Origin of the sequence: Thiomicrorhabdus arctica DSM 13458 (assembly GCF_000381085.1) — a bacterium.
Classification (GTDB): domain Bacteria; phylum Pseudomonadota; class Gammaproteobacteria; order Thiomicrospirales; family Thiomicrospiraceae; genus Thiomicrorhabdus; species Thiomicrorhabdus arctica.
The window spans coordinates 1-20,333 of record NZ_KB905902.1 but is presented as its reverse complement, the minus strand read 5'-3'; the positions used below and the strand labels follow the sequence as shown (position 1 = coordinate 20,333).

The 20,333-nt window shown below is 43.7% G+C and carries 17 protein-coding genes; 7 read left to right on the top strand and 10 right to left on the bottom strand.

Features of this window, described 5'->3' with window-relative positions; all coding sequences use genetic code 11:
* The 6 genes from F612_RS12625 to F612_RS0110620 form a co-directional block, all read right to left on the bottom strand.
* Window positions 1-671 (bottom strand): FecR family protein (locus F612_RS12625; protein WP_019557755.1); only part of this gene is annotated, 671 nt, incomplete at its 3' end.
* Window positions 672-683: 12 nt separating this feature from the next.
* Entirely contained in the window at window positions 684-2,033 is a 1,350-nt protein-coding gene (locus F612_RS0110640; RefSeq protein WP_019557754.1) for a tetratricopeptide repeat protein, read from the bottom strand.
* Between the two features lie 209 nt (window positions 2,034-2,242).
* Window positions 2,243-5,377 (bottom strand): efflux RND transporter permease subunit, encoded by a 3,135-nt coding sequence (locus F612_RS0110635; protein ID WP_019557753.1) that lies wholly within the window; start codon window positions 5,375-5,377, stop codon window positions 2,243-2,245.
* Between the two features lie 2 nt (window positions 5,378-5,379).
* The gene (locus F612_RS0110630; RefSeq protein ID WP_019557752.1) at window positions 5,380-6,570 is read right to left on the bottom strand and encodes an efflux RND transporter periplasmic adaptor subunit; all 1,191 of its coding nucleotides are present in this window, start codon (window positions 6,568-6,570) and stop codon (window positions 5,380-5,382) included.
* A 111-nt stretch (window positions 6,571-6,681) separates the two neighbouring features.
* Window positions 6,682-7,353, bottom strand: a complete 672-nt coding sequence (locus tag F612_RS0110625; RefSeq protein ID WP_019557751.1) for an ArsR/SmtB family transcription factor — start codon at window positions 7,351-7,353, stop codon at window positions 6,682-6,684.
* Window positions 7,354-7,379: 26 nt separating this feature from the next.
* Window positions 7,380-8,294, bottom strand: coding sequence for an alpha/beta hydrolase (locus F612_RS0110620; protein WP_019557750.1), 915 nt, complete (start codon window positions 8,292-8,294; stop codon window positions 7,380-7,382).
* Between the two features lie 390 nt (window positions 8,295-8,684).
* Here F612_RS0110620 and F612_RS0110610 point away from each other — a divergent pair, with 390 nt between their 5' ends.
* From F612_RS0110610 to F612_RS0110585, 6 genes are all read left to right on the top strand, one after another.
* Window positions 8,685-9,665: an AAA family ATPase gene (locus F612_RS0110610; protein ID WP_019557748.1), complete on the top strand. Its 981-nt coding sequence runs from the start codon at window positions 8,685-8,687 to the stop codon at window positions 9,663-9,665.
* Window positions 9,666-9,727: 62 nt separating this feature from the next.
* Window positions 9,728-10,774 (top strand): DUF58 domain-containing protein, encoded by a 1,047-nt coding sequence (locus F612_RS0110605; RefSeq protein WP_019557747.1) that lies wholly within the window; start codon window positions 9,728-9,730, stop codon window positions 10,772-10,774.
* Window positions 10,764-11,414 (top strand): hypothetical protein, encoded by a 651-nt coding sequence (locus F612_RS0110600; protein ID WP_019557746.1) that lies wholly within the window; start codon window positions 10,764-10,766, stop codon window positions 11,412-11,414. Before F612_RS0110605 ends, F612_RS0110600 begins: the two co-directional genes overlap by 11 nt.
* Window positions 11,414-12,580 carry a vWA domain-containing protein gene (locus tag F612_RS0110595; RefSeq protein WP_019557745.1) on the top strand — a complete coding sequence of 389 codons (1,167 nt, stop codon included), beginning with the start codon at window positions 11,414-11,416 and terminating at the stop codon, window positions 12,578-12,580. Before F612_RS0110600 ends, F612_RS0110595 begins: the two co-directional genes overlap by 1 nt.
* The gene (locus F612_RS0110590) at window positions 12,580-14,706 is read left to right on the top strand and encodes a VWA domain-containing protein (protein ID WP_019557744.1); all 2,127 of its coding nucleotides are present in this window, start codon (window positions 12,580-12,582) and stop codon (window positions 14,704-14,706) included. Before F612_RS0110595 ends, F612_RS0110590 begins: the two co-directional genes overlap by 1 nt.
* Window positions 14,700-16,409, top strand: a complete 1,710-nt coding sequence (locus F612_RS0110585) for a hypothetical protein (protein ID WP_157760547.1) — start codon at window positions 14,700-14,702, stop codon at window positions 16,407-16,409. Before F612_RS0110590 ends, F612_RS0110585 begins: the two co-directional genes overlap by 7 nt.
* A gap of 60 nt (window positions 16,410-16,469) precedes the next feature.
* Here F612_RS0110585 and F612_RS0110580 read toward each other — a convergent pair whose 3' ends face one another.
* From F612_RS0110580 to F612_RS0110565, 4 genes are all read right to left on the bottom strand, one after another.
* The gene (locus F612_RS0110580; protein WP_019557742.1) at window positions 16,470-16,727 is read right to left on the bottom strand and encodes a hypothetical protein; all 258 of its coding nucleotides are present in this window, start codon (window positions 16,725-16,727) and stop codon (window positions 16,470-16,472) included.
* Window positions 16,728-16,821: 94 nt separating this feature from the next.
* A complete protein-coding gene (gene trxC / locus F612_RS0110575; RefSeq protein ID WP_019557741.1) occupies window positions 16,822-17,247 on the bottom strand; it encodes a thioredoxin TrxC in 426 nt (141 codons plus the stop codon).
* Window positions 17,248-17,417: 170 nt separating this feature from the next.
* Complete coding sequence (locus F612_RS0110570; protein ID WP_019557740.1) at window positions 17,418-17,867, bottom strand: hypothetical protein; 450 nt, start codon at window positions 17,865-17,867, stop codon at window positions 17,418-17,420.
* 336 nt (window positions 17,868-18,203) lie between these two features.
* Entirely contained in the window at window positions 18,204-18,533 is a 330-nt protein-coding gene (locus tag F612_RS0110565) for a hypothetical protein (RefSeq protein ID WP_019557739.1), read from the bottom strand.
* Window positions 18,534-18,826: 293 nt separating this feature from the next.
* Between F612_RS0110565 and F612_RS12620 the strand changes: the two genes are divergently transcribed.
* A partial coding sequence (locus F612_RS12620; RefSeq protein ID WP_019557737.1) for a retention module-containing protein occupies window positions 18,827-20,333 on the top strand: 1,507 nt, incomplete at its 3' end.

The following is a 20,333-nucleotide window of genomic DNA, read 5'->3' as shown; positions in this document are numbered from 1 at the left end:
GAATCAGACTTGGAATCAGACTTGGAATCAGACTTGGAATCAGACTTTGAATCAGACTTTGAATCAGACTTCGATTTGCTGGCTGCTTGGTTCGTGATGACAACTTCAGAGGCTTTAAGGGTACTGACTTTGGCTTCTTGGGTGATATGGTTGAAGACCAGTTGTTTGTTTTGAGCGACGCTGTATGAAATACCGGAAATATTAGCGATTAGGTAGGTTTCACCTTTAAAGGTTTTGAGAATCGTCTCATCTGGATTGGCTTGAATACTGTAGGTGGTACCACGGATGCCAATAGTCGCTGTTGGGGTTTTGATTTTAAAGCGCTGTGGTGCTAATTTACCAATTTTACCGGACACAGATTTAAAAAAACCTTTAGTTAGGCTAAATGCAGCCTTGGAATTGTCGGCATTTCCAAATTGATATGCTTGAACTGAAAACTGTGTATTGGCCCCTAAAGTCACAGCGGTTTTATCGCTAAAAATAATTTGTAATAAAGTCTTGTCGCTGGTGTGAATGATATCTGTCGTGTCTATCGTGCTGCCAATTTTAATCGGGATTATGAGTTGATGACGGTCAATCGTCGCAGAGCCTTTAAACGCTGTAATAGTGCCTATGGAAGCGAATGACTCAAGGCTAAAAAAGAGGGTCATTAAAAGAATTAAATATTTCATGTTCGTCAACCTCTAAAAGCGTTTAATTAAATTAAGCGTTACGACATCTTTATCGTATGCGTAGGGTTCTTGGTTCGATTCATTGAGGGTACGTGATGCACTAATTTGAGCCGAGAGACTTTTACTGACACGTTTAGTAGCACTTAAAGCCAGTTGACGATGACTGTCTTGACGACGATCCAAAAACAATGGGTTATTGTCAATATAAGCGGTTTCTTTAATGCCGGCACTGCCGCCTAAACGCCAACCTTGTGATAACTCATAGTTTGCAGCGATCAGCAAGCTAATGCTGTCATAGTCCACATCGTATCGATTACCCGAGTTTTTTCGTTCCTTCTGAAGTATTGTATTTATACTCAATGAAAATTTTGAGCCGATCAGTTTCTGATACTGAATATTCAATTCAGTATACAACGCATCTCTTTCTTGGTCAGCTGTTTGCTGGTATTGCTTTTTAAGAACTTTTAACTGAGTCGAAATGTTGCCAAGCAGTTGCGAGTTGAATGCAATCTTTGGAGCGATACCGTAACTTTGTAAGTAAGGGTCTGGTCCGTAATGCATATAGTTATATTCAAGAGCAGTCTCTAGTGTGTAATCTTCAATAGCGAAAATAAGAGAAGGGGTATAACGTGTGAATAAAATATTGTAGTCACTCTCGCCAGGCAAGCTTTTTGAATACAAAAGTAAATTGTTTTTAATGCCAAAGCCGTATTCGTCAGTCGCATCGTAATAGTGGTTAATGACGGCCGTTTCCTGGTGGAAGTTATTTGTAACTTCTTTGGTGTTTTTATAAGCTATACCATCACCACCAAACAAGTCTTTAAGCCCGGGTGCATACCATGAGTCAGCATAAGGTGCGCTGTTGGCGTTTGTGTCATGTCCGATACCGACGATTAAAACACCGGTTAATGAGGATTTGTTTTGGGTTTTCTTGATTTTAGCGAGAAACAATTGAATATTTTCTTCGACTTGCAACGGCACATTATCCCGTAAAGCCGATTTGAAATAAGACTCTGAGAGGGTATAGCTTGCCTGTTGGTAATGCAGTTTACCCAGCTCTAACTTACTGCGCGTATTGTTTGGGCTGAGGATTAAAATCCGTTCGTAAACAATAATCGCTTCATCGAGACGGTTAGTTAGGGTAGCAGATCGAGCTAAAAGAAAGTTGTACTTAATTGAACCATAATCTGATTCGACTAATTTAGTAAAGGCTTGATAAGCCGAATCATATTGCTTGTCATTAAATAGCTTTAAAGCCTGTTTATAGTCGGTTTCATCGGCTTTTAGCTGCTGGCTGAATAGCAGTCCTATTGCCAGTAGTAGAGTAGAAAACGTTTTTATAATCGAGTCAGTAAGGGACAAGTGTATACCTTTTAATTTCTTCTAAATGTACTGTTAGGCTGTTTTTTACAGACTGCATTACAGTATAACCTCTAGAAGTAAGGATTTGAAAGAGATTACAATTTTAGTGGATTTATAAGGGTCCTGTTCACTCAATATCTTAGCGAGAGCCGCAAATTTATGGGTGATAGGGAGAGGTAAAGGAGGGGGCAGTTCCTATTCCCGTAAGTTTATTTTGAGATGGAAACGGTCTCTTTTAATGCCTTCTCTAATGCATGAGTGGAAGCCAGTGGAGAACCACTATTTTTGGCCAGCAATGCATAGGCACTGGGGATAATAAAAAGGCTTAATAGTGTAGAGAAAGCCACGCCCCAAAATAAAACTGTGCCCAATATAATCCGCGTTTCTGAGCCTGCACCCGTGGAGAAAATGAGCGGCAGTGTGCCCGCTATTGTGGTGATGGCAGTCATTAAAATCGGGCGCAAGCGAAGTTGGGTGGCGGAGATTAAAGCGTGATAGGGTTTTAGACCTTTATCGCGCAGTTGGTTGGTAAACTCAACAATCAAGATTCCGTTTTTAGTGGCTAAGCCGAGTAACAGCACGAGTGCAATTTGGCTGTATATGTTGAGACTCATATTAAATGAAAGTAAAGCGAATAACCCTCCTGCCAATGCTAATGGTACCGTAAACAGAATAACGAAGGGGTGAAGGAAGCTTTCAAACTGTGCCGATAAGACCAAAAAAATGACCACCAGACCTAAAGCAAACACCCAATAGAAAGAATTTGAGGCCGTTTGGAAATCGCGTGATTGGCCTTTGTAGTCAATGATAGCATCACTGGGCAAGGTTGACCGAGTAACCGTTTTTAAGTAGTTCAATGCCTTTGCTAAACTTAAATCATCCTCCAGGTTTGCAGAGAGGGTCATTGAACGCACACGATTATAGCGGTTTAGGCTAGAAGCAACGCCCGCCGTTGAAATGTCACTGATAGCGGAAAGGGGTATCATCTCATTGCTGGTTTCTGAGCGTAGATAGATCTGCTGTAAATCTTGTGGGGATTGAATCCATTTATGGTCGGCTTTCATAAGAATGTCATACTCTTCGCCTTTGTATTGAAAGGTTGTGACTTTCTTACTGCCGACTAAAACCTGCAAGGTTTCGGCCAAAGATTGCTGTGAGATGCCCAGAGCTTTGGCTTTCGCGTAATTGACGCTTATTTTCAACTGAGGTTTGCTAGGTTCATAGTCCCAATCTAAACCGACCAGGCCTGGATTGCTCTTTTGAATCGCCTCATCTAGCATGCCTTGCCACTTTAGTAAATCTTGGTAACTTGATCCGCCAACCACAAATTGCACAGGTTTTTCTACCCGACCACCAATCGGCGAACGCATAATAGGTGTGGCTTTAACGCCCGTTAAATCGGCTAATAATTTACGAGTCTCTTGCATAATGGCATTTGCCGGACGGCGTTTGGCCCAGTCTTCTAATACCACGATGACAAAACCACTGTTAAAGACTTCGGTATTGCTGAAGGAACGCGGGCTACGAATCAGTAGGCGTTTCGCTTCACCGCTTTCGACCAAAGGCATCAAGCGTTCTTCGATTTCATTGAGATAGCTTTGCATATACTCAAAGGTTGCACCTTCTGGGCCTTTTATAGAAACAAAAAACACTCCGCGATCTTCTTTAGGCACATACTCTTGTGGAACTTGTTGTGCAAACTGTACCGTGGCCACGCTGACACCGATAAAAATTAAAAGGCTCACCCAGGGATAACGCAGATTTTTGAGGAGTAAGCGTTTGAAAAAGTGTGGCGGTCTATTTAATTTAGTTTTGGATTTAGGCTTTTCAGTGCTGGCAGCTGGAATTATTGTTTTTAAGGCTCTGGTCGGTTTTAAAATGTAAGCGGCAATGGCCGGTGAAAGCGTCAAAGCCACCCAGCTAGAGAAAATGACCGCGACCGCTAAGGTAATCGCGAATTCTGAAAATAATCGGCCAATCTGACCTTCTAAAAAAGCAATAGGCAGAAAAACCGCGATGAGTGTTAGTGTGGTTGCGATTACGGCAAAACCCACTTGTCGAGTCCCCAAGTAAGCGGCCGCAATCGGTGGATAACCCTTGTCTATATGGCGCTGGGTGTTTTCCAGGACGACAATGGCATCGTCAACCACCAGGCCAATCGCCAAAACCAGCGCCAAAAGGGTTAGCAAGTTGATGGAAAATCCTAATGCCCATAACACGCCAAAAGTGGCAATCAGTGAGATGGGGAGTGTCACCATGGGCACTAAAGCGGCTCGCCAGCTTTTTAAGAATATCAGCATGACCAGCGAAACTAAACCAAGGGCGATAAATAGGGTTTTATAGACTTCATTAACCGCTTGTTGGACAAATATTGAGGAGTCAAAACTTTCTGCCAAAAACATGCCTGCAGGCAAATCCTGATTCACTAAGTCACGACGTTCACGCGCCAGTTTCGCAACCGTTAATGTATTCGCATTGGATTGTTTGATGATACCAATGCCGACCATAGGCTGGCCATTGCCTCTAAATAAACGGCGACGTTCGATGGCGCCTAATTTTACTTCGGCGATTTCCGACAGTTTCACTTGGCCGATCTGTTCGTTCTGTTTGATAATCAGGTTTCGAAAATCATTGATCGTGCTTAGGGGTTTATTGACCTGCAAGCTATACAGTATGTGTTCACCTTGCACAGAACCAATGGGCAACTCCAGATTGGCGGTTTGCAGTTGGTGTTCAACGTCTTGAGTGCTGATGCCATAGAGGGCCATCTGCTGTGGGTTAAGCCAAATACGCAAAGCATAAGATTGTTCCCCACCGATGCGAACACGAGCGACGCCATTCAGAGTCGAAAAACGATCGACTAGATAACGTGTGGCGTAATCGGTCAGTTGAGACACATTCATCTGATCGCTATTGAGGTTAAACCAGAGAATAACGCTTTCATCACCGTCGACTTTTTCGACTTCTGGAGTGGTCGCTTGAGTCGGTAAATCATCGAGAATACGCGAGATACGATCTCGCACATCATTGGCGGCATCATCAATGTTACGCTCGGTCGAAAATTCAATTTTAATATAGGAGAGGCCGTCACTGGAGCTGGATTCAATAAAAAGAATACCAGGGACACCGGAAATAAGGTTTTCAATCGGTTTGGTTAGACGGCTTTCAACGACTTCGGATGATGCACCTAAATAACTCGTGTTAATACTGACAATCGGCGGGTCGATATTCGGATATTCACGCAAACTCATACGGTCGAAGGCCATTAAGCCAAACGCCAATAATAGTAAAGAGGCAACGATAGCGAGAATCGGACGCTTAACCGCAGTATCGGATAACCACATCGTCAAGAGGCCTGCAGAACGTTAGAAAAAGGAGTGTTAATAAGACTCAAAGGTTTTTTTTCTGGCAACGAAACTGTAATTTTGACGGCAGACTTAGGGTTTGCTTGTAATAGCTCTTCTTGAAGCATGCTGCCTTGTAACGCTTTAATCTGCACACGGGCTTTATGTTTCACCCGCATCACACCTTGGCTGACCACTATATCGCCCGCGTTCAGCCCCGTGGTGATTTCGGTATAAGTTTCACCCACCTCACCGGTCTGTACCTCTATTTTTTCGGCCTGATATACATTGTTTTGTTTGGTTAGGCGATAAATATACTGGTGGTCTCCAAGCATAATCAACGCAGTATTAGGAACAATCAATTGTTGTTTATCAGGTAAATTGATGTACACCTCAACCATCATATTACTTTTAAGTTGCCGCTTGGAGTTGTCAATCAGCGCAATGACTTTTATCATCCGCAGATTTTGCTCCAAACGTGGCGAAATAGCACTGATTTGACCTTGAAAGTTTAGATTCGGAAAAGCGGCACTGCGGACGATAACGGTTTGCCCAATATTCAGCGCTGACAAAAATTCGGTGGCGACAAATAGGTTCAGTTTCATGACGCTATTATCATCCAAGCTCACAATTTGCGTGCCAGGGGTGATTAATGCACCAACAGAAAGGTTGCTAAAGCCAAGTTGACCAGAAAAAGGGGCAACAATCCTTCGGTCAGCTAATCGCGCTTGAACAACCTGCCGATTGGCCTTGGCCGTTTGCCAAATTCCATACTTTTCGTCCACTAGAGATTGAGTGACCGAGCCGCGGCTAACCACGTCTTTAACACGTTGATATTGCAGTTTACTTTCGTTAACCGTTGCACTTGCTTCGGCCAGTAATGCTAACTCTTCTCTATTGTCCAGCTCGACTAATAGTTGGTCTTTGAGCACGTTTTGCCCATCTTCAAAATGAATGGCTTGAATCGTTTCCGTTACATTGGCGGCAACTTGAACTGCATTTTGGGCTTGTAAATTGCCCAAGGCGCTGATCTGGTTTGTTTGATTGATCTGTTGTACCTGATAAGCAATCACCGAGATGGGCGGCTTTCCTGCAGAGAGTGCATTGAATGGCAGGAATAGAAGGGCCGTACAAAGACGAGCAAGCGGTTTGAAGCGGAGACAAAGTCCTTGGTTAAAGCTAAAATTGTTCATTGCGGTAACGATTCCTTAAGCATCGATCAGAATGGTTTAATTGTAGGGGAGGCGTTATTATTTGCAAGCTTCAAAAAAGGATAAAAAAAGGATAAAAAGATAAAAAAGTATTTAAGATTGTTGCATGGCCCACTCAGGATAGCCTTCTGGCATCCGGCTTGCCATGTGTCCATTGGCTTGTAGTTTTTCGACAGCTTCGTAAGACCATAAACAGTATGGGCCACGACAGTAAACCACGATGGGTTTTTGTTGGGAGAGTTGTGCGAAGGCTAAAGCCTGTGTAGTAGGGTGATCTAAAGATTCAATAGGGAGATTAATCGCGCCATCGATATGACCGGCTAGATATTCATCGCTGGGACGGACATCTAAGAGTGTCACTTTTTTTTCTTGCACCGCTTGCTTGAGCTCTTTAGGATTAAAGGGCATCAAAGGCGCTCGAGGAAGGAGTTTTTGGTTGAGCAGATTTGCTACTTCAGCCATTTGATTTTCGGCAATTTGGCGTAGGATTTGGATTAAAGGCACAATGGCTTCATCGCTAAGCTGGTAGATGCGCTGTGTGCCTTGTACTTCATTGACGACCAGGCCTGCTTGCTTTAAATGCTGTAGATGTTTAGAAACATTTGCAACACTCAATCCGAGTTTAAAGCTTAAGACTTCGACCTGACAGGAGCCTTGTGCCAAAACATCTAAGATCAGAAGCCGATTAGCGTGCCCAAGGGATTTGCCAATTTGGGCAAGCTGTTCAAACAAACATAATTTTAGATTGCTTTCGCACGAATCCATCAGCGATGCCTTTTATTTCTGAATGATTATTGTTGAATGAAACCAACCGCTTGCTCAACGAGCTCTTCAGAAAAAAAGTCTAAAAAGAAATGATTAGAGCCATCGATAATATAACGGCTGACCAACGGGTTATTCACAGTTGCCATTTTTTCTGCTAAATCAGCAACCACCTTATCCGCCGATCCAATAATGACCAAGGTCGGTTTAGTGGCTTTTTTCAGTAGGGTTGGTGTATCCATACGTTCATCCGCGCGATAATAGCTAACAAAAGCTTCGGCTGTAGCGTTGGTATCTTTACAGTAGATAAAGTTAACGTGCTTCAGGACCGTATCGCCTTTACCGGCTTTTACCAGTTTTTCAGCACGCGCTAGGAGCGGCTGTAATGCAACATGATATTTCTTCTCATAATCGTTGTGTTCTGCGGCATTTGACCAAGTTTGCGGTGCCACTAAAACAACCTTTTTAATCAAGTCGCTATCGTGTTCAACGCTATACCAAGCCGTTTGATTCCCACCACGAGAATGTCCCATTAAAGTGATTGATTTTGCGCCTTGTTTGGCAAGCCACTTTACCCAAAAGTCGATCTCAGCCATCGCATCGTCATGAGTATGGCTTTGCAACGTTGTGCAGTCCACTTCACCATGCCGATCATTCACGTCTAAACTTAGGTTAGGTGCGACTGAGCTAATGCCATTTTCCGCTAAAAGTTTTTGGATGCTTTTATAGGTTTCACGGCCATTATGGGTCGTTGTGCCATGTATGAATAACACGACTTCATCCGCTAAAGTTTTGCCATCAGCGAGCACCACATTAGCATTCACAGTCAGCCCGTTATAGGTGCTCTTCATCTCTTTGGCTTGCACTGTCTGAATTGAGAAAGATAATAAGCCAGCTAACAATGAGAAGCTGAGCGCAACTATTTTTGAGTTTTTGAATAACATGGTGAATTCCTTATTTAAATGTAACCTTATTCTTGACAATTATAAGGCTTTAAATTTACTATTCAACTAATTGGTTGAATATATTGCAGCACATGATCAATGAGCGAGTAAGTGGTGCAAAAATTGGGTGTTATTATCCTTATTGGCATGATATTGGAGGAAATGAGAACGATTGAAGATGGATTTAATTGCTATCTTATCCGTCATTTACTTAAAAATATTCATAGAATTCGTGGCAATGACTGGTCTGATCGCCAAGAAGCTACTTTTAAAAGAAACACCTGAATAAAAAAATACATTATCGTAAAATGGTGTAATGGCATTTTGGTTTAGATGCTTTTAAACAGTCACGATATACCCTAAAGCATCAGTAGAAATATAGGAAAACGAATGTCGACACAAGCAGAATTTCAAACCTTAAAAAAGTATTTACAAACCGTTATTGTCGGACAAGAAGCCTTGCTCGATAAGATGATGATTGCCTTGCTGACGGGTGGACATGTTTTGCTGGAGGGACCACCAGGCCTGGCAAAAACCACAGCGGTTAAAACTTTGGCGAATGGTGTGCATGCTAGTTTTCAACGTATTCAGTTTACCCCCGATTTAATGCCCGGCGATGTGATGGGTTCTGAAGTCTTGGATGTCAATAGTGGCGCATTGAGTTTTGTTAAAGGCCCTATTTTTAACGAAATTGTGTTGGCGGATGAAATCAACCGTGCCCCGCCTAAAGTGCAGTCAGCCTTGCTCGAGGCGATGGCTGAAAAACAGGTGACGGCAGGTGGGCAAACGCGCCCGTTACCGGAATTGTTTTTAGTTATGGCGACGCAAAACCCATTAGAGCAAAGTGGTACTTATCCTTTACCAGAAGCGCAATTAGATCGATTTATGCTACATCTGGAATTAGAATATCCTACCGAAAACGAAGAGCTCGAAATTTTACGCCGTGATCGTTCTCATCACTTTGGAGGCGATAAGGAAAAAATGAGTGACTTCCTAACGCCTGATAACGTCATTCATGCGCGTCGTCAGGTGGCAGAGCTGCATGTATCAGAACCCGTTGAACGTTATATGGTGGCATTAGTCGCTGCTACCCGCAAGTTGGGGCAATTAGACTCTTCTTTAGAAGGTATTATTGAAGTCGGAGCTTCACCGCGAGCATCGATTGCTTTGTTGCATGCCGCCAGTGCATACGCTTGGTTACAAGGGCGTGATTTTGTAACGCCAGATGATGTCTTAAAGTTGCTACCAGATGTCTTACGCCACCGTTTAATTATAAGTTTTAGCGGGCGTGCACAGCAGTGGACCGCCAATTCAATCATTGAAAAAATTGTCGACCTTGTGGCCGTACCTCTGACGCAAACAAATGTTTAGTCCGATCTTAAGAGTGTCTTCTTTTAAGCCTTCTTGTTGCAAATCCGTTAAGGTTTTTTAATTTGTCGCTGCTCTCTTTATTAAAAAAACTATTTAACCAAACCGGACAGGTCTTCTCTGCTTGGTTGTCTTCGAGTGGCTTTTTAAAAGCTGTCGAAGCCCGAACGGTTCAGCATCAGCCACTATTGTCGGAAGCCGAAATGGTGGTGCTTGCAGATGAGTTGGCTTTAATTACCCAGCGTATTGTGGCGAATCCTAAGCTCAGCGAAGCGCTTCGTCAAGGTGAGCAAAGTAGCCCTTTTATGGGGGCGGGGTTGGAGTATGAAGAGAGTCGTCCATATGAGATGGGCGATGAAATTCGTCGCATTAACTGGCGACTGATGGCGAAAACGGGTCAAGTTTATACTAAGTTATTTCAAGAAGAGCGTCAGGAAAGCTGGGTCATTTTAGTTGACCACCGGCAAAGTATGCGTTTTGGTACGCGAGTACGTTTAAAAGCCACGCAGGCATCACGTGTTGCCGGTTATTTTGCCTGGTTGGCGCAACAAGCCAATATCCCGGTAGTGGGCGCTCGTTTAGCAGAGTCGTTCACGTTAACCCCCAGTTTCGAAGGCCGAGGCGCCTATTCCCATTTAATGGAGAGTTTCGCAGTGGCATGTCCTTCATTATCTGCAGAAGCGGTTAAAAATGAACCGCATATTAATGATGTCTTACTGGCCTTAAAACAACAAATACAGCCGGGTTCGCGTTTAATCCTCATTAGTGACTTTCACGATATCAATCAAAAAACTACCGAGATTCTGACCGCATTGCAGCAAATCGCGATGTTGAAAGCCATTGTGATAAAAGACCGTGTTGAATTTGAACTGCCTAATGTAGAGGGTTTACAACTGCAATCCATTACCAATCAACACATCCATCAGCTCACAACCGAATCGCAACGTACCAGCTACCAGGCCTGGTCAAAAGGTTATCACCAACGTTTGCATCGCTACCTTCAACAAGCAGGTGTTGATCCTATCGTGATCATGGCGGATGATCCGACCACTGCGCTGAAAGCGGTGCAAGGTCAGGATCAATCTTCCGCTGGAGGACGCTATGCCAACTGATCAGAAGATTGTCTTTACGCAGAATGCAACAACGGGTATCGCAAGTGTGCCAACGCCGATCCCTTCTGAGTCCATCGTCGAGCCCATGTTTGAACTCGCGACCTCCCCTATCAATATAGATCTGAACCAAGGTCTAAATTTAATGGATATTGAAGCCCCGCAAGAACCTGGCTTTGACTGGACGCTGTTCACAGATTATGCACTGTGGGTGATAATGCTATTACTGACTTTGGTGGTTTTATTAAAATTTAGTCAACGATTTTATCAACCTGTTGCTTTGCGCTGGCAGCTCCGTCGGTTGGCCTCAAGATTAGATGATGCCGAGGTTAGTGAAGAAGTGATTACATTTGACCAGGCCTGGTTACTTTACGCCTGGTGTCTAAAATTGCAGAAACTTCACCAAAAATCTTCTCCAGCATCAAAGCATTTAACTAAAATGACTTCTTTAGCTCATTCCGAGTTAGATTCATTACTGGCTAGGGTTAATCAGTTAAGTTTTTCAAAACAGCCTGTTTCACGTGAAACCTATATGGCCTTATTACATGATGCCGAACGAATTTTACGGGCCAGTAGCGGTTGGCTCTCTTTTAAAAACCGTTTAGTGGCCTTATGGAAGACTTTAAGGACGGGTAACTCCTAATGGAAGCACTATTGGTTACTCTTTCATCTAATTTATTCGGGATAGAAGGCTTGGAATTTGCCAATCCGACAGGGTTATGGCTCCTATTTTTATGGCCACTATTATGGGTTTTAAGTGGTGTAAACCAGGTGTTTGGAGGCGTCCAGAATGATGATTTAACACAGTTACAATCACAGCGACAACTTGTCGTTAAGCATGCACTTATTCATAAAATGCAGTCTGTTGGTTCTACTAAAAGAGTTCTTAAATGGCGGTTTTCGGTTCTTAAGATGGGTTTGAATTTGCTTCGTGGCGTTATCATTATGAGCCTCGCCATCGCTTTGGCGCAACCTGAAAAAATTCAAGCTTTAGCGCCTTTACCGCAACAGAAAACAGTTCGCGATATTGTCTTTGTGATTGAAAGTTCAGCTTCCTTTTTATTACCAGATTACCAGGTTGATGGTCACCCCGAAACGCGTATGAACGTTGTTAAAAACGTACTTGATCAGTTTATTTCAGGGCTAGAAGGCAATCGTTTTGGTTTGGCTATTTATGCTGAACAAGCCTATACCCTTATGCCGCTAACCGCTGATCAAACCGCGGCTCGGTTAAACTTAAAACGCCTTAAACCTTATTTAGCGGGACGTACCGACGGTGCAATGGGTGAGGCTCTAGGTTTGGCGTTAAAACAGACGAGTAGGACCCCTCAAAAGACACGAACTAAACAAACGGAAACGGACACACTTAAACGCGTTGTCGTATTAATCAGTGATGGTTTGAGTCAGCCAAGTCGACTCGCGCTTTCGGAAGCGATTAATTATGCACAACTGTTGCAGGTTCCCATCTATACGATTGGTGTTGGAACCAATAGTCAGGCGGCGGATAAACGCTTGTACACGGGGCTTCTTTATCAGCCTTTAGAGTCTGACTCGCTTAAAGCAATTGCATCTGAAACGCAGGGGCAGTACTTTGAAATAGGCAGCGGTCAGGACTTGAATCGAGTGTTGCAAAAAATCAACGAGGCGGAAGGTGTGCCTTATGAGACACCGCCGCGCCCACCTCGCCATATCGCATTGTATGACTTGCCTTTAAGCATCTCTGTCATTAGTTTGCTTTGTTATCTGTTTTTAAGCTTATTGCTGGCGAATAAATTACGTTCTTCTTCTGACAATCAGGCGGTTCACTAATGGACTTTTTTAGTCAGGATTTCTTTGATGTATTCGGCCTATTCTTACAGGGTGATATAGCCTGGCGTGCGCCGAATTGGTTATGGGCTTTGTTATTACCGATACTCTGGTGGGTGTTAAAGCAATTTGGCCAGAAACAACATCAACAAGCCTATGCCGACAGCCACTTATGGCCGTGGATTGCGACTGAAAACACACCTATAGCGGCGCAAAATGACTCTTTAACTGCAACGTCTGCTATGAATTCATCCATTTTGACCAAAACGGGTCTACTCCGTAGAGCAATCCGGTCTTTGGCGGCTTCTATCGGTTCTTTTGTAAACTCACCAAGTCGACTGATCACCTTGGGTTGGTTGTGCTTGATTATTGCGCTGGCGGGGCCAAGAAGTCTGATTTCCGCGCCTGATTTGCAAAGCAGAGAAGGCGTGGATATTTTAGTCTCAATGGATCTGTCGCAATCAATGAATGCCAGTGATGTTTATCCGAGTCGTTTTTTATTTGCTAAATCATTGATCGAATCGATGTCATTCAAACTGCAAATGGGAGATCGCTTGGCGCTGCAAGGATTTGCTGGACAAGCGTTTATGGTAAGTCCATTAAGTTACGATCGCGATCTGTTTCGTCATTCATTGAACTTACTTGAACCAGGCCTATTGCCGATCCAAGGAAGTCGTATAGAGCTTGCAGTGATTGGCGGGTTAACGCACCTGTCACAAACCGCGGGTAAGGCGAAGGTCATGGTGTTGTTTACCAACGGAGCACCCCAATTTTGGCAACCCGTTGAGTTGCCGAAAAGTGCCCAGCAATCGAAATTTGCTGAATTGCAAAAATTGAGTGATACCGGCGTTAAAATTATTTTGGTGGGCGTTGGAAAGCCGGTCGCCACCACGTTGCCGGACAGAGAGCATAAATCAGGTAAATTACATGCCAATGGCTTATTGGTGCAAAGCCGTTTAGAAGAGAGCAGTCTTAAAAAAATGGCGCAAAACGTACAAGGCGTTTATTTACGCGCAGATGCCAGTAAAGAATTTATGACAAGACTTTTAAAAGAGATGACGCTACCTGCGGCCAGTCGAACACAACCGCAGGAAAATCAGCTGTGGCGAGATTACGCTTGGCCTTTTATGTTGTTAGGTCTGCTTTTATTGTTAATGGCGTTCTATCTACTGGGTCTTTTCAAATCATTTGCGGGTCAGTTTTTACAATCAAAGGCTAGTAAAGAGATCAACGGCTTAGTAGGATTAAGCGGTGCTCTGGTGTTGTTACTCTTGCAGAGCTTTCCCCAACCAGGTTTTGCGCAAACTCCCGCGGCTGATGAGCATCATTCTTTTGAGAGGATTTCAGAAGCATACCGTGCTTATACTGAAGGGAACTATGAACTATCACGCTCTTTATATGATCAAAATTCCAGTTTTTCAGGTTGGTTTGGCGCGGGTTCCGCCGCTTATAAGTTGAATGAGTTTGAATCGGCAATTGCTTATTTTAGGCAAGCAGCTTGGACAGCAATCGATGATGAAAATCGTTCCAAAGCCTTGTTTAATTTGGGCAACAGTTATTATCAAACCAATTTATTGGCCCTGGCCATTGAATCGTATCAGCAAGCTCTACGTTATCGTAAAGCTTACACCAAAGCTGAGCATAACTTGAGCCTAGCGTTGCAACGCAAAACCATTGAAGACCTCGCTCAGCAGCAGGACAAAGAAAAAAAGGCTGAGGGAGAGGACGATGGCGGCTCTGGACGCGAGAGTGAAGGGGCTTTTTATGGCGGCCAAAAACCCAATGCCTCAAATAATAATGAGCCAGGGTTTGGTACGGATGGAGACGCCCCAAAAGGTAATAAAAGTGGTGATTTGACGCCTTTACCGAATACTGGAGATGAAACGAATTATCGCTTGTCACGTGGGAGCGATAAAATGGCTATGAATCGTACTAATGGCTCTGATAGTCGTGCAACTGCGATTTTAAATCATTTACAACAGCGCAAGCGTGCAGACCAGTTTGAGTATGAATTGCAGTTATTAGAAGATGATCAAAAGACACTTTTAAAACGGATGTTTGAGCGAGAAGCCGGTTTTCATGCTGCACAATCAGAAGCCCATCCTATTCCTGGAATTCAGCCATGGTAAAGCAACTGAACAACACACTACGCCATTTTCTTAGCCGTTTTATGCTCTCGATTGTCGCTGCTATTAGAGCGAGGAGTAGAGTGGTGAATCCTGTGCTGATTGTCCTGCTCAGTTCATCACTGTGTTCGGTCGCGCAATCAGCCCCTACTAGTGAGGTCATTAGCTTCTCTACACCAGCCTTAGCAGATGTGAATCGCTTAATTACCTTGAGTATTAAACCAACTGAGGTGATGTTAGGAGAGCCCGTTACCGTCACGATTGTAGGAGAACATAGAGCTAATTTATTTGCGGGATTAGATTGGCAGCGATTTGAAAAAAACTTCGTGCTGTACGATGTTGACTCTAACTCTGAACGCATTAAAGTCATGCTGTACCCTTTTCAGGCCGGTTTATTAAAAATTCAAGGCCAAACTGCTGGCAGAATGGTTCTGCCGGATATTGACATAAAAGTGACGTCCAATCCGGAAGTCTCCATACATTGGTTTGGGCCAAGCTCAACCAAAAACTCCACGAGCATGACTTCTTTGTACCCCCACCAGCAGACAGTTTGGAAAGCAGAGGTTCAGGTAACCGATACGGCACATAAGGTCTCTTATGAGCAAAGAGCGCTGGCGATTAATTCATCGGTAACGACCTATCTGCAGCACTTACCCGTGAACAGTCAAGCAAAGACGCCTTCAGCAAAAATCGAGACCTTAGTGGCCAGCTACGAAGTGACGGAGTGGCAAAATTCTGAGCCACAAAGGGTGCTTTTACACTCTCCGATCGTTGTCGTAAAAAACCGTTCAAACAGACGCTGGTATTTCTTTGATAAACCGAGTTCGGTGATTTTAAAACCTCTGCCGAATTTTTTACCGTTAATGGTACCAGTTGGGACCCTTGAGTGGCAGAGCGAGCCGATCGATAAGATCCATACGACGGGTGATTTACAGTATTGGACTTGGCAGTTGCAAGGAAAAGGTTTAACCAAAGCGGATATGAACAGCGTGGCATATCAATTAGTGGCCCAAATCGGCCATAATCCGCAGATTGAGTGGTTATCGGATTCGCGAGAAACGAGTATGAGCTTCACTCGTGAAGGAATGTTGAGCATATTAAGTCTGCGTTTACCCTATCGGGTGACAGAATCTGGTCTGGTCGATTTACCGGCCTTACAATTGCGCTATTTTAACCCTCAGACAGAAAGGCTAGAAGTGGTTCTGCATCCTAAGACAACGGTGCTGGCGGTGCCAGCCTGGATGGTCTGGATTGGTGAGTGGTTGCTGCTCATGTTGTGTGTTTTGGCCATTTATATCGGTTTGTTAAGTATAAAGCAAGCCTGGTTGAATTGGCGATTGCAGCAAGCCATTAAACAAGCCACTTCAGTGAATACTTTGTGGCAAGGTTTGATCGACTGGCGTCAAAACCAATCTTACCAGGCCTGGTCGATTTTAAAATGGCCGCAAATTGCCGCAGAAAAAATACCTCATCAAGACATTTCTAAGCAGTCATTAGGCCAATGGTCACTATGGTATGTTGAATGTTTTGGGGACAGTTCAGAGTTTGCAGAATTGGTAGAAGAGTTGAATTTTATGCTCTATGCACAACGCGATCAAATCGGTTCAGGGGAGTGGCAGAGGCTTTCGGAAAAAGCACACTGTTGGAGTCAATCGTTGAGTTGGTGGAAGGTGCCATTGATTGCCATGAGAACTCGGTTTAAGTAAGTTTAACCACTACAGCAGATTCTTTACAGGAGTTCCCTATAAGTTAGTCTTTGGGTGGCTCTATTTGTTATAAATTTCATCAAACGGTTTGATGATTTTTTGGTATTTTTTAAACGCGATAAAAAAAGCATAACCTAGGGCACCCAAAATAACAGCATCCCCTAAATAAGCCAATCCTATAGAAAATGCATTTTCTCTGAAAATACTTGGAATGATGAGCAGTACGCCTACGATTAGCCCTAAAGTGACTGTTTTAAAGGCGACTTTTAAAATGCCTTTAAGAAGTAATTGTTTGTGTATTCTTGAACCTAATTCCATTTGCAGATAACTCTTTTTATTGAATATATTTCGGGAGGGCTTTATGGATGGTTAGGTCTTAAGATTAAAGTGATGTTTGTCATGATTAACCTGCTTACTCAATGTTCTGATTGACCCATTGTGTAAAGCCTCCTAAGTCCATAGCACCCGAGACTCTAGTGACCTCTTTACCATTTTTGAAAATAGCCAAGGTCGGAATTGAACGGATATTAAACTGTGCGCCGATTTGTTGCTCAACTTCGGTATTGATTTTAATGAAACGCGCTTTAGGCTCCATTTGCGCAGCCGCTTTACTGTAGGTCGGAGCAAAACTTTTACAAGGGCCACACCATGGTGCCCAAAAATCTACGACCAATGGCTGATCGGTTTTTTGTAATGCACGTAAAAACTGCTCTCCTGTCATTTCTACTGGAGAACCCGTAAAGAGGTTGCTTTTACATTTACCACAAGTCGGTTGAGTTGAGAGTTTTTCATCAGGGACACGGTTCAGGCCACCGCAGTTGGGACACATAATAATCATGGCATTTTCCTATACAGAGATCAGTGGAAAGTACAAACGTTGATAATATTTTAACCTAACTATATAACTTTATATCATAACGTTTGGTCTTATTTCAAGGTCGAAAAAAGAATGATTAGCACAAGCATCTGTGGGCATAAAAAGTTTGGCGTTAGTGTGCCCTGATTTTATTAACTTAACCAAGTCGGTTTCGGACTCTCTTCCCCGCTGGCTTCAAAGCCGTGATCCACATAACGATGTAGAGTTTCATCATGACATCTAATTAATTCAATGAGCTTTGGATTTGCAGTGGTTAAGATTGCCTCCACACCATTCTCAATATTACGGTATTCCATCTTAATTTCATCTTTATATTCAAAAAGTGCTGCAAAAAGAGGATCCCAAGAACGAATTGCGCGGCCCATCCCAAAACGGTTTTTCATGCCGACCACATGTTCTTGTAATATGCGACCAAGTTCTGGGGTGGCTGCAGTCGTTCTGCTACGGAGACCATTGGTAAGCATTTCCGTTCTACGTTTCAATTGACCGTGTTTCTCAAGGAGTTCCTTGAATAGAGCCTGATCTTGTTTATGCTGTTCATCACTACCATGACCATGTTTATAGTTACGTTTAGCGTCCATAAAAACCTCGATGATTAGGAGAGTGAGTCATTGTATCTCTTTTGACAGATGAAAAAAAAGACACAGTATTGGTCGTACCGTGTCTTTCCGCTGAGGAGCAATGTATTAAAAGCCTTAGCAAGTGGCTTTTAATATGACTTTGGAGAAAGTCCAACTTTAATAAAGGTATTTATTTAAGTTAACTTAAGTCTACCTATCTACAAGGGCGTGGTCAATTGGCAAATGTTGAAGGAGTATTGAGAGAACGTGTGATAATTATGTTAGAGAGTAAATAATATTATTGAGCCTATTTTATAGAAGGAATAGGCGACTCAATTTTAATAAAAGAGGCTTGCTCTAGCCATTTGAGGTTGGGTCCTTAGGTGCAAATGAACTCGTCACGTTTTGTAAGTTGGCTGCATAGGTAAGATCGGATGAGGTCTGGTTGCTTTCAATGGCTCTACTTTCTGGTGAAATAGCCTTTTGAACAGTTTGTGCAGTATTTAAACCTGTAGAGTTCTTTGACTGGATGAGCGCGTCTTCCGATAGGGTGACGGTCGAGTTGCCGCTGCCTGTCGCTAGAGAAGACGGTTTCTCTTCCATTTTTAATTCGGCTTTAGCGGTTATCTGGTTTTGTTGTGGCTGAAGTGAAAGAGCTGCTGATAGGGCTGGCGTAATAGAATTCATGGTAAACCTCTATATCAATCAAATAGTTATCATTTTTCACTATTATAAACCCAAACACTCTATTGGCGCCGATAATTTTATTTATGGTGGTCAATAAAGATTGAATTGGCGAGTCGTAAAGTGATTGATGCTCTACTATTGGCAAAGTTTAAGCCCTGCGCAGAAAAGAAAATCTGTACTCAAGTACAGTATCTTAAATTAACAGAGCCTTGTATTATTAAATCAATTAAATTTTACATGATTGCTTTGAGCCTGAGTGTTCAATAAAAAACAAAAAACTGGAGTCCATATTTATGTCTACATTTACTGGTGAAGTGTCTACCCTTCAAGGTCTTGTTCGTGCGGTTAACCCAGAAACGGGTGAGGCGCGAATTTTGGAAAAAGGCAGCCCTGTTTATGATGGAGAAGTGATTGAAACCTCATTGATTGGTGGTGTTTTAATTGATATGCAAAACGGAACCCAGTTAACACTTGGCAGAGACACGCAAATGCTTATCGATGGTGATGTTGCCGATAATGCCTCTGTACTGGATGCCGCAACAGAAGGTGCTGTAGATGTAGCCGCCTTACAGCAAGCAGTTTTAGAAGGTAACTTTGATGAGCTAGAAGCTACTGCAGCGGGTGAAGGTGTCATTCCAGGAAGCGCTTCTGATGGTGGTATTACCGTTGACCGTATTGCTGCTCAAGGTGACATTACTTCTGGATTTGAAACCGCGACGACAAGTTCGATTGTCACAGAGGTGCCACAAGATCCTCTTCTAGCTCCGACTGATCCAACGGCGACGGCGACGGCAACGACAACAAACACTGGTGCGAGTACCGTCCTTACTTTAAATGACATTAGTTTAGAAGAAGGTTCTCAAACCGGAACGGTTACAGCAACGTTAGGTGTTGCGCCCACTGATGGGCCATTAGTCATTGCTTTAAACAATGGCGCAACGATCACGTTTGAAATCGGACAAACAGAAGCAACGTCAACACCATTTGAAGTACAAAGTGATGATGTCTTTGTGGACGGTGAAGAATTTTTGCTGAGTGCAACTGTTCAGTCTGGCGGTAACCAGTTTTCAGCCATTGATGTTTCTGATACAGCGACAGTAACAATCACAGACACAATCGATGACACAGGCGTCAGCTTAAGTGCGACGACAGATATCACCGAAGCGGGAGCGGATGTTACTTATACAGCGACACTGACTTCAGCCTCACAAGGAGACACAGTTGTCACGCTAGACAATGGTGAAAGCATCACCATTACAGATGGTCAGCTAACAGGAACAGCCACGGTAAGCGTAGCCGCCAGTGACGACGTCTATCTTGATGAAGGCACAATGCAAGCTGCGATCACCAGCGCGACCGGAGGAAACTTCGAGAAGCTGGTAGTGGATGCGACGCCAGCGGTGACCAAGATCACAGACACAGTAGACACCACCACAGTGAGCGTCAGTGTTAGCCCAGCGCAAATCACCGAAGATGCGACAGCGATCACCTATACAGCGAGCGTGGATAACGCGACCGAAACCGCGATGACAGTGACGTTAAGTGATGGCACCGAGATCATCATCCCAGCGGGTGAAACCTCAGGCAGCACAGAAGTCGCGATCACCGCGGACAGTGACGTCTTTGCGGAAGATGCAACATCGATCAGTGCGACCATTACCGGAACCACCGGTGGCAACTTCGAAAACGTCTTGATCAACCCAGCGGCGGCGAGCACAAGCGTGGTCGACAGCATAGATAACACGACGGTTAGCCTAAGTGTTAGCCCAGCGCAAATCACCGAAGATGCGACAGCGATCA

Bases quoted from the DNA above. Each gene is read 5' to 3' on its own strand.
- F612_RS0110635 (WP_019557753.1), bottom strand. From the start codon at position 5,377: ATGTGGTTATCCGATACTGCGGTTAAGCGTCCGATTCTCGCTATCGTT.
- F612_RS0110630 (WP_019557752.1), bottom strand. From the start codon at position 6,570: ATGAACAATTTTAGCTTTAACCAAGGACTTTGTCTCCGCTTCAAACCG.
- F612_RS0110625 (WP_019557751.1), bottom strand. From the start codon at position 7,353: ATGGATTCGTGCGAAAGCAATCTAAAATTATGTTTGTTTGAACAGCTT.
- F612_RS0110620 (WP_019557750.1), bottom strand. From the start codon at position 8,294: ATGTTATTCAAAAACTCAAAAATAGTTGCGCTCAGCTTCTCATTGTTA.
- F612_RS0110610 (WP_019557748.1), top strand. From the start codon at position 8,685: ATGTCGACACAAGCAGAATTTCAAACCTTAAAAAAGTATTTACAAACC.
- F612_RS0110600 (WP_019557746.1), top strand. From the start codon at position 10,764: ATGCCAACTGATCAGAAGATTGTCTTTACGCAGAATGCAACAACGGGT.
- F612_RS0110595 (WP_019557745.1), top strand. From the start codon at position 11,414: ATGGAAGCACTATTGGTTACTCTTTCATCTAATTTATTCGGGATAGAA.
- F612_RS0110590 (WP_019557744.1), top strand. From the start codon at position 12,580: ATGGACTTTTTTAGTCAGGATTTCTTTGATGTATTCGGCCTATTCTTA.
- F612_RS0110585 (WP_157760547.1), top strand. From the start codon at position 14,700: ATGGTAAAGCAACTGAACAACACACTACGCCATTTTCTTAGCCGTTTT.
- F612_RS0110580 (WP_019557742.1), bottom strand. From the start codon at position 16,727: ATGGAATTAGGTTCAAGAATACACAAACAATTACTTCTTAAAGGCATT.
- trxC (WP_019557741.1), bottom strand. From the start codon at position 17,247: ATGATTATTATGTGTCCCAACTGCGGTGGCCTGAACCGTGTCCCTGAT.
- F612_RS0110570 (WP_019557740.1), bottom strand. From the start codon at position 17,867: ATGGACGCTAAACGTAACTATAAACATGGTCATGGTAGTGATGAACAG.
- F612_RS0110565 (WP_019557739.1), bottom strand. From the start codon at position 18,533: ATGAATTCTATTACGCCAGCCCTATCAGCAGCTCTTTCACTTCAGCCA.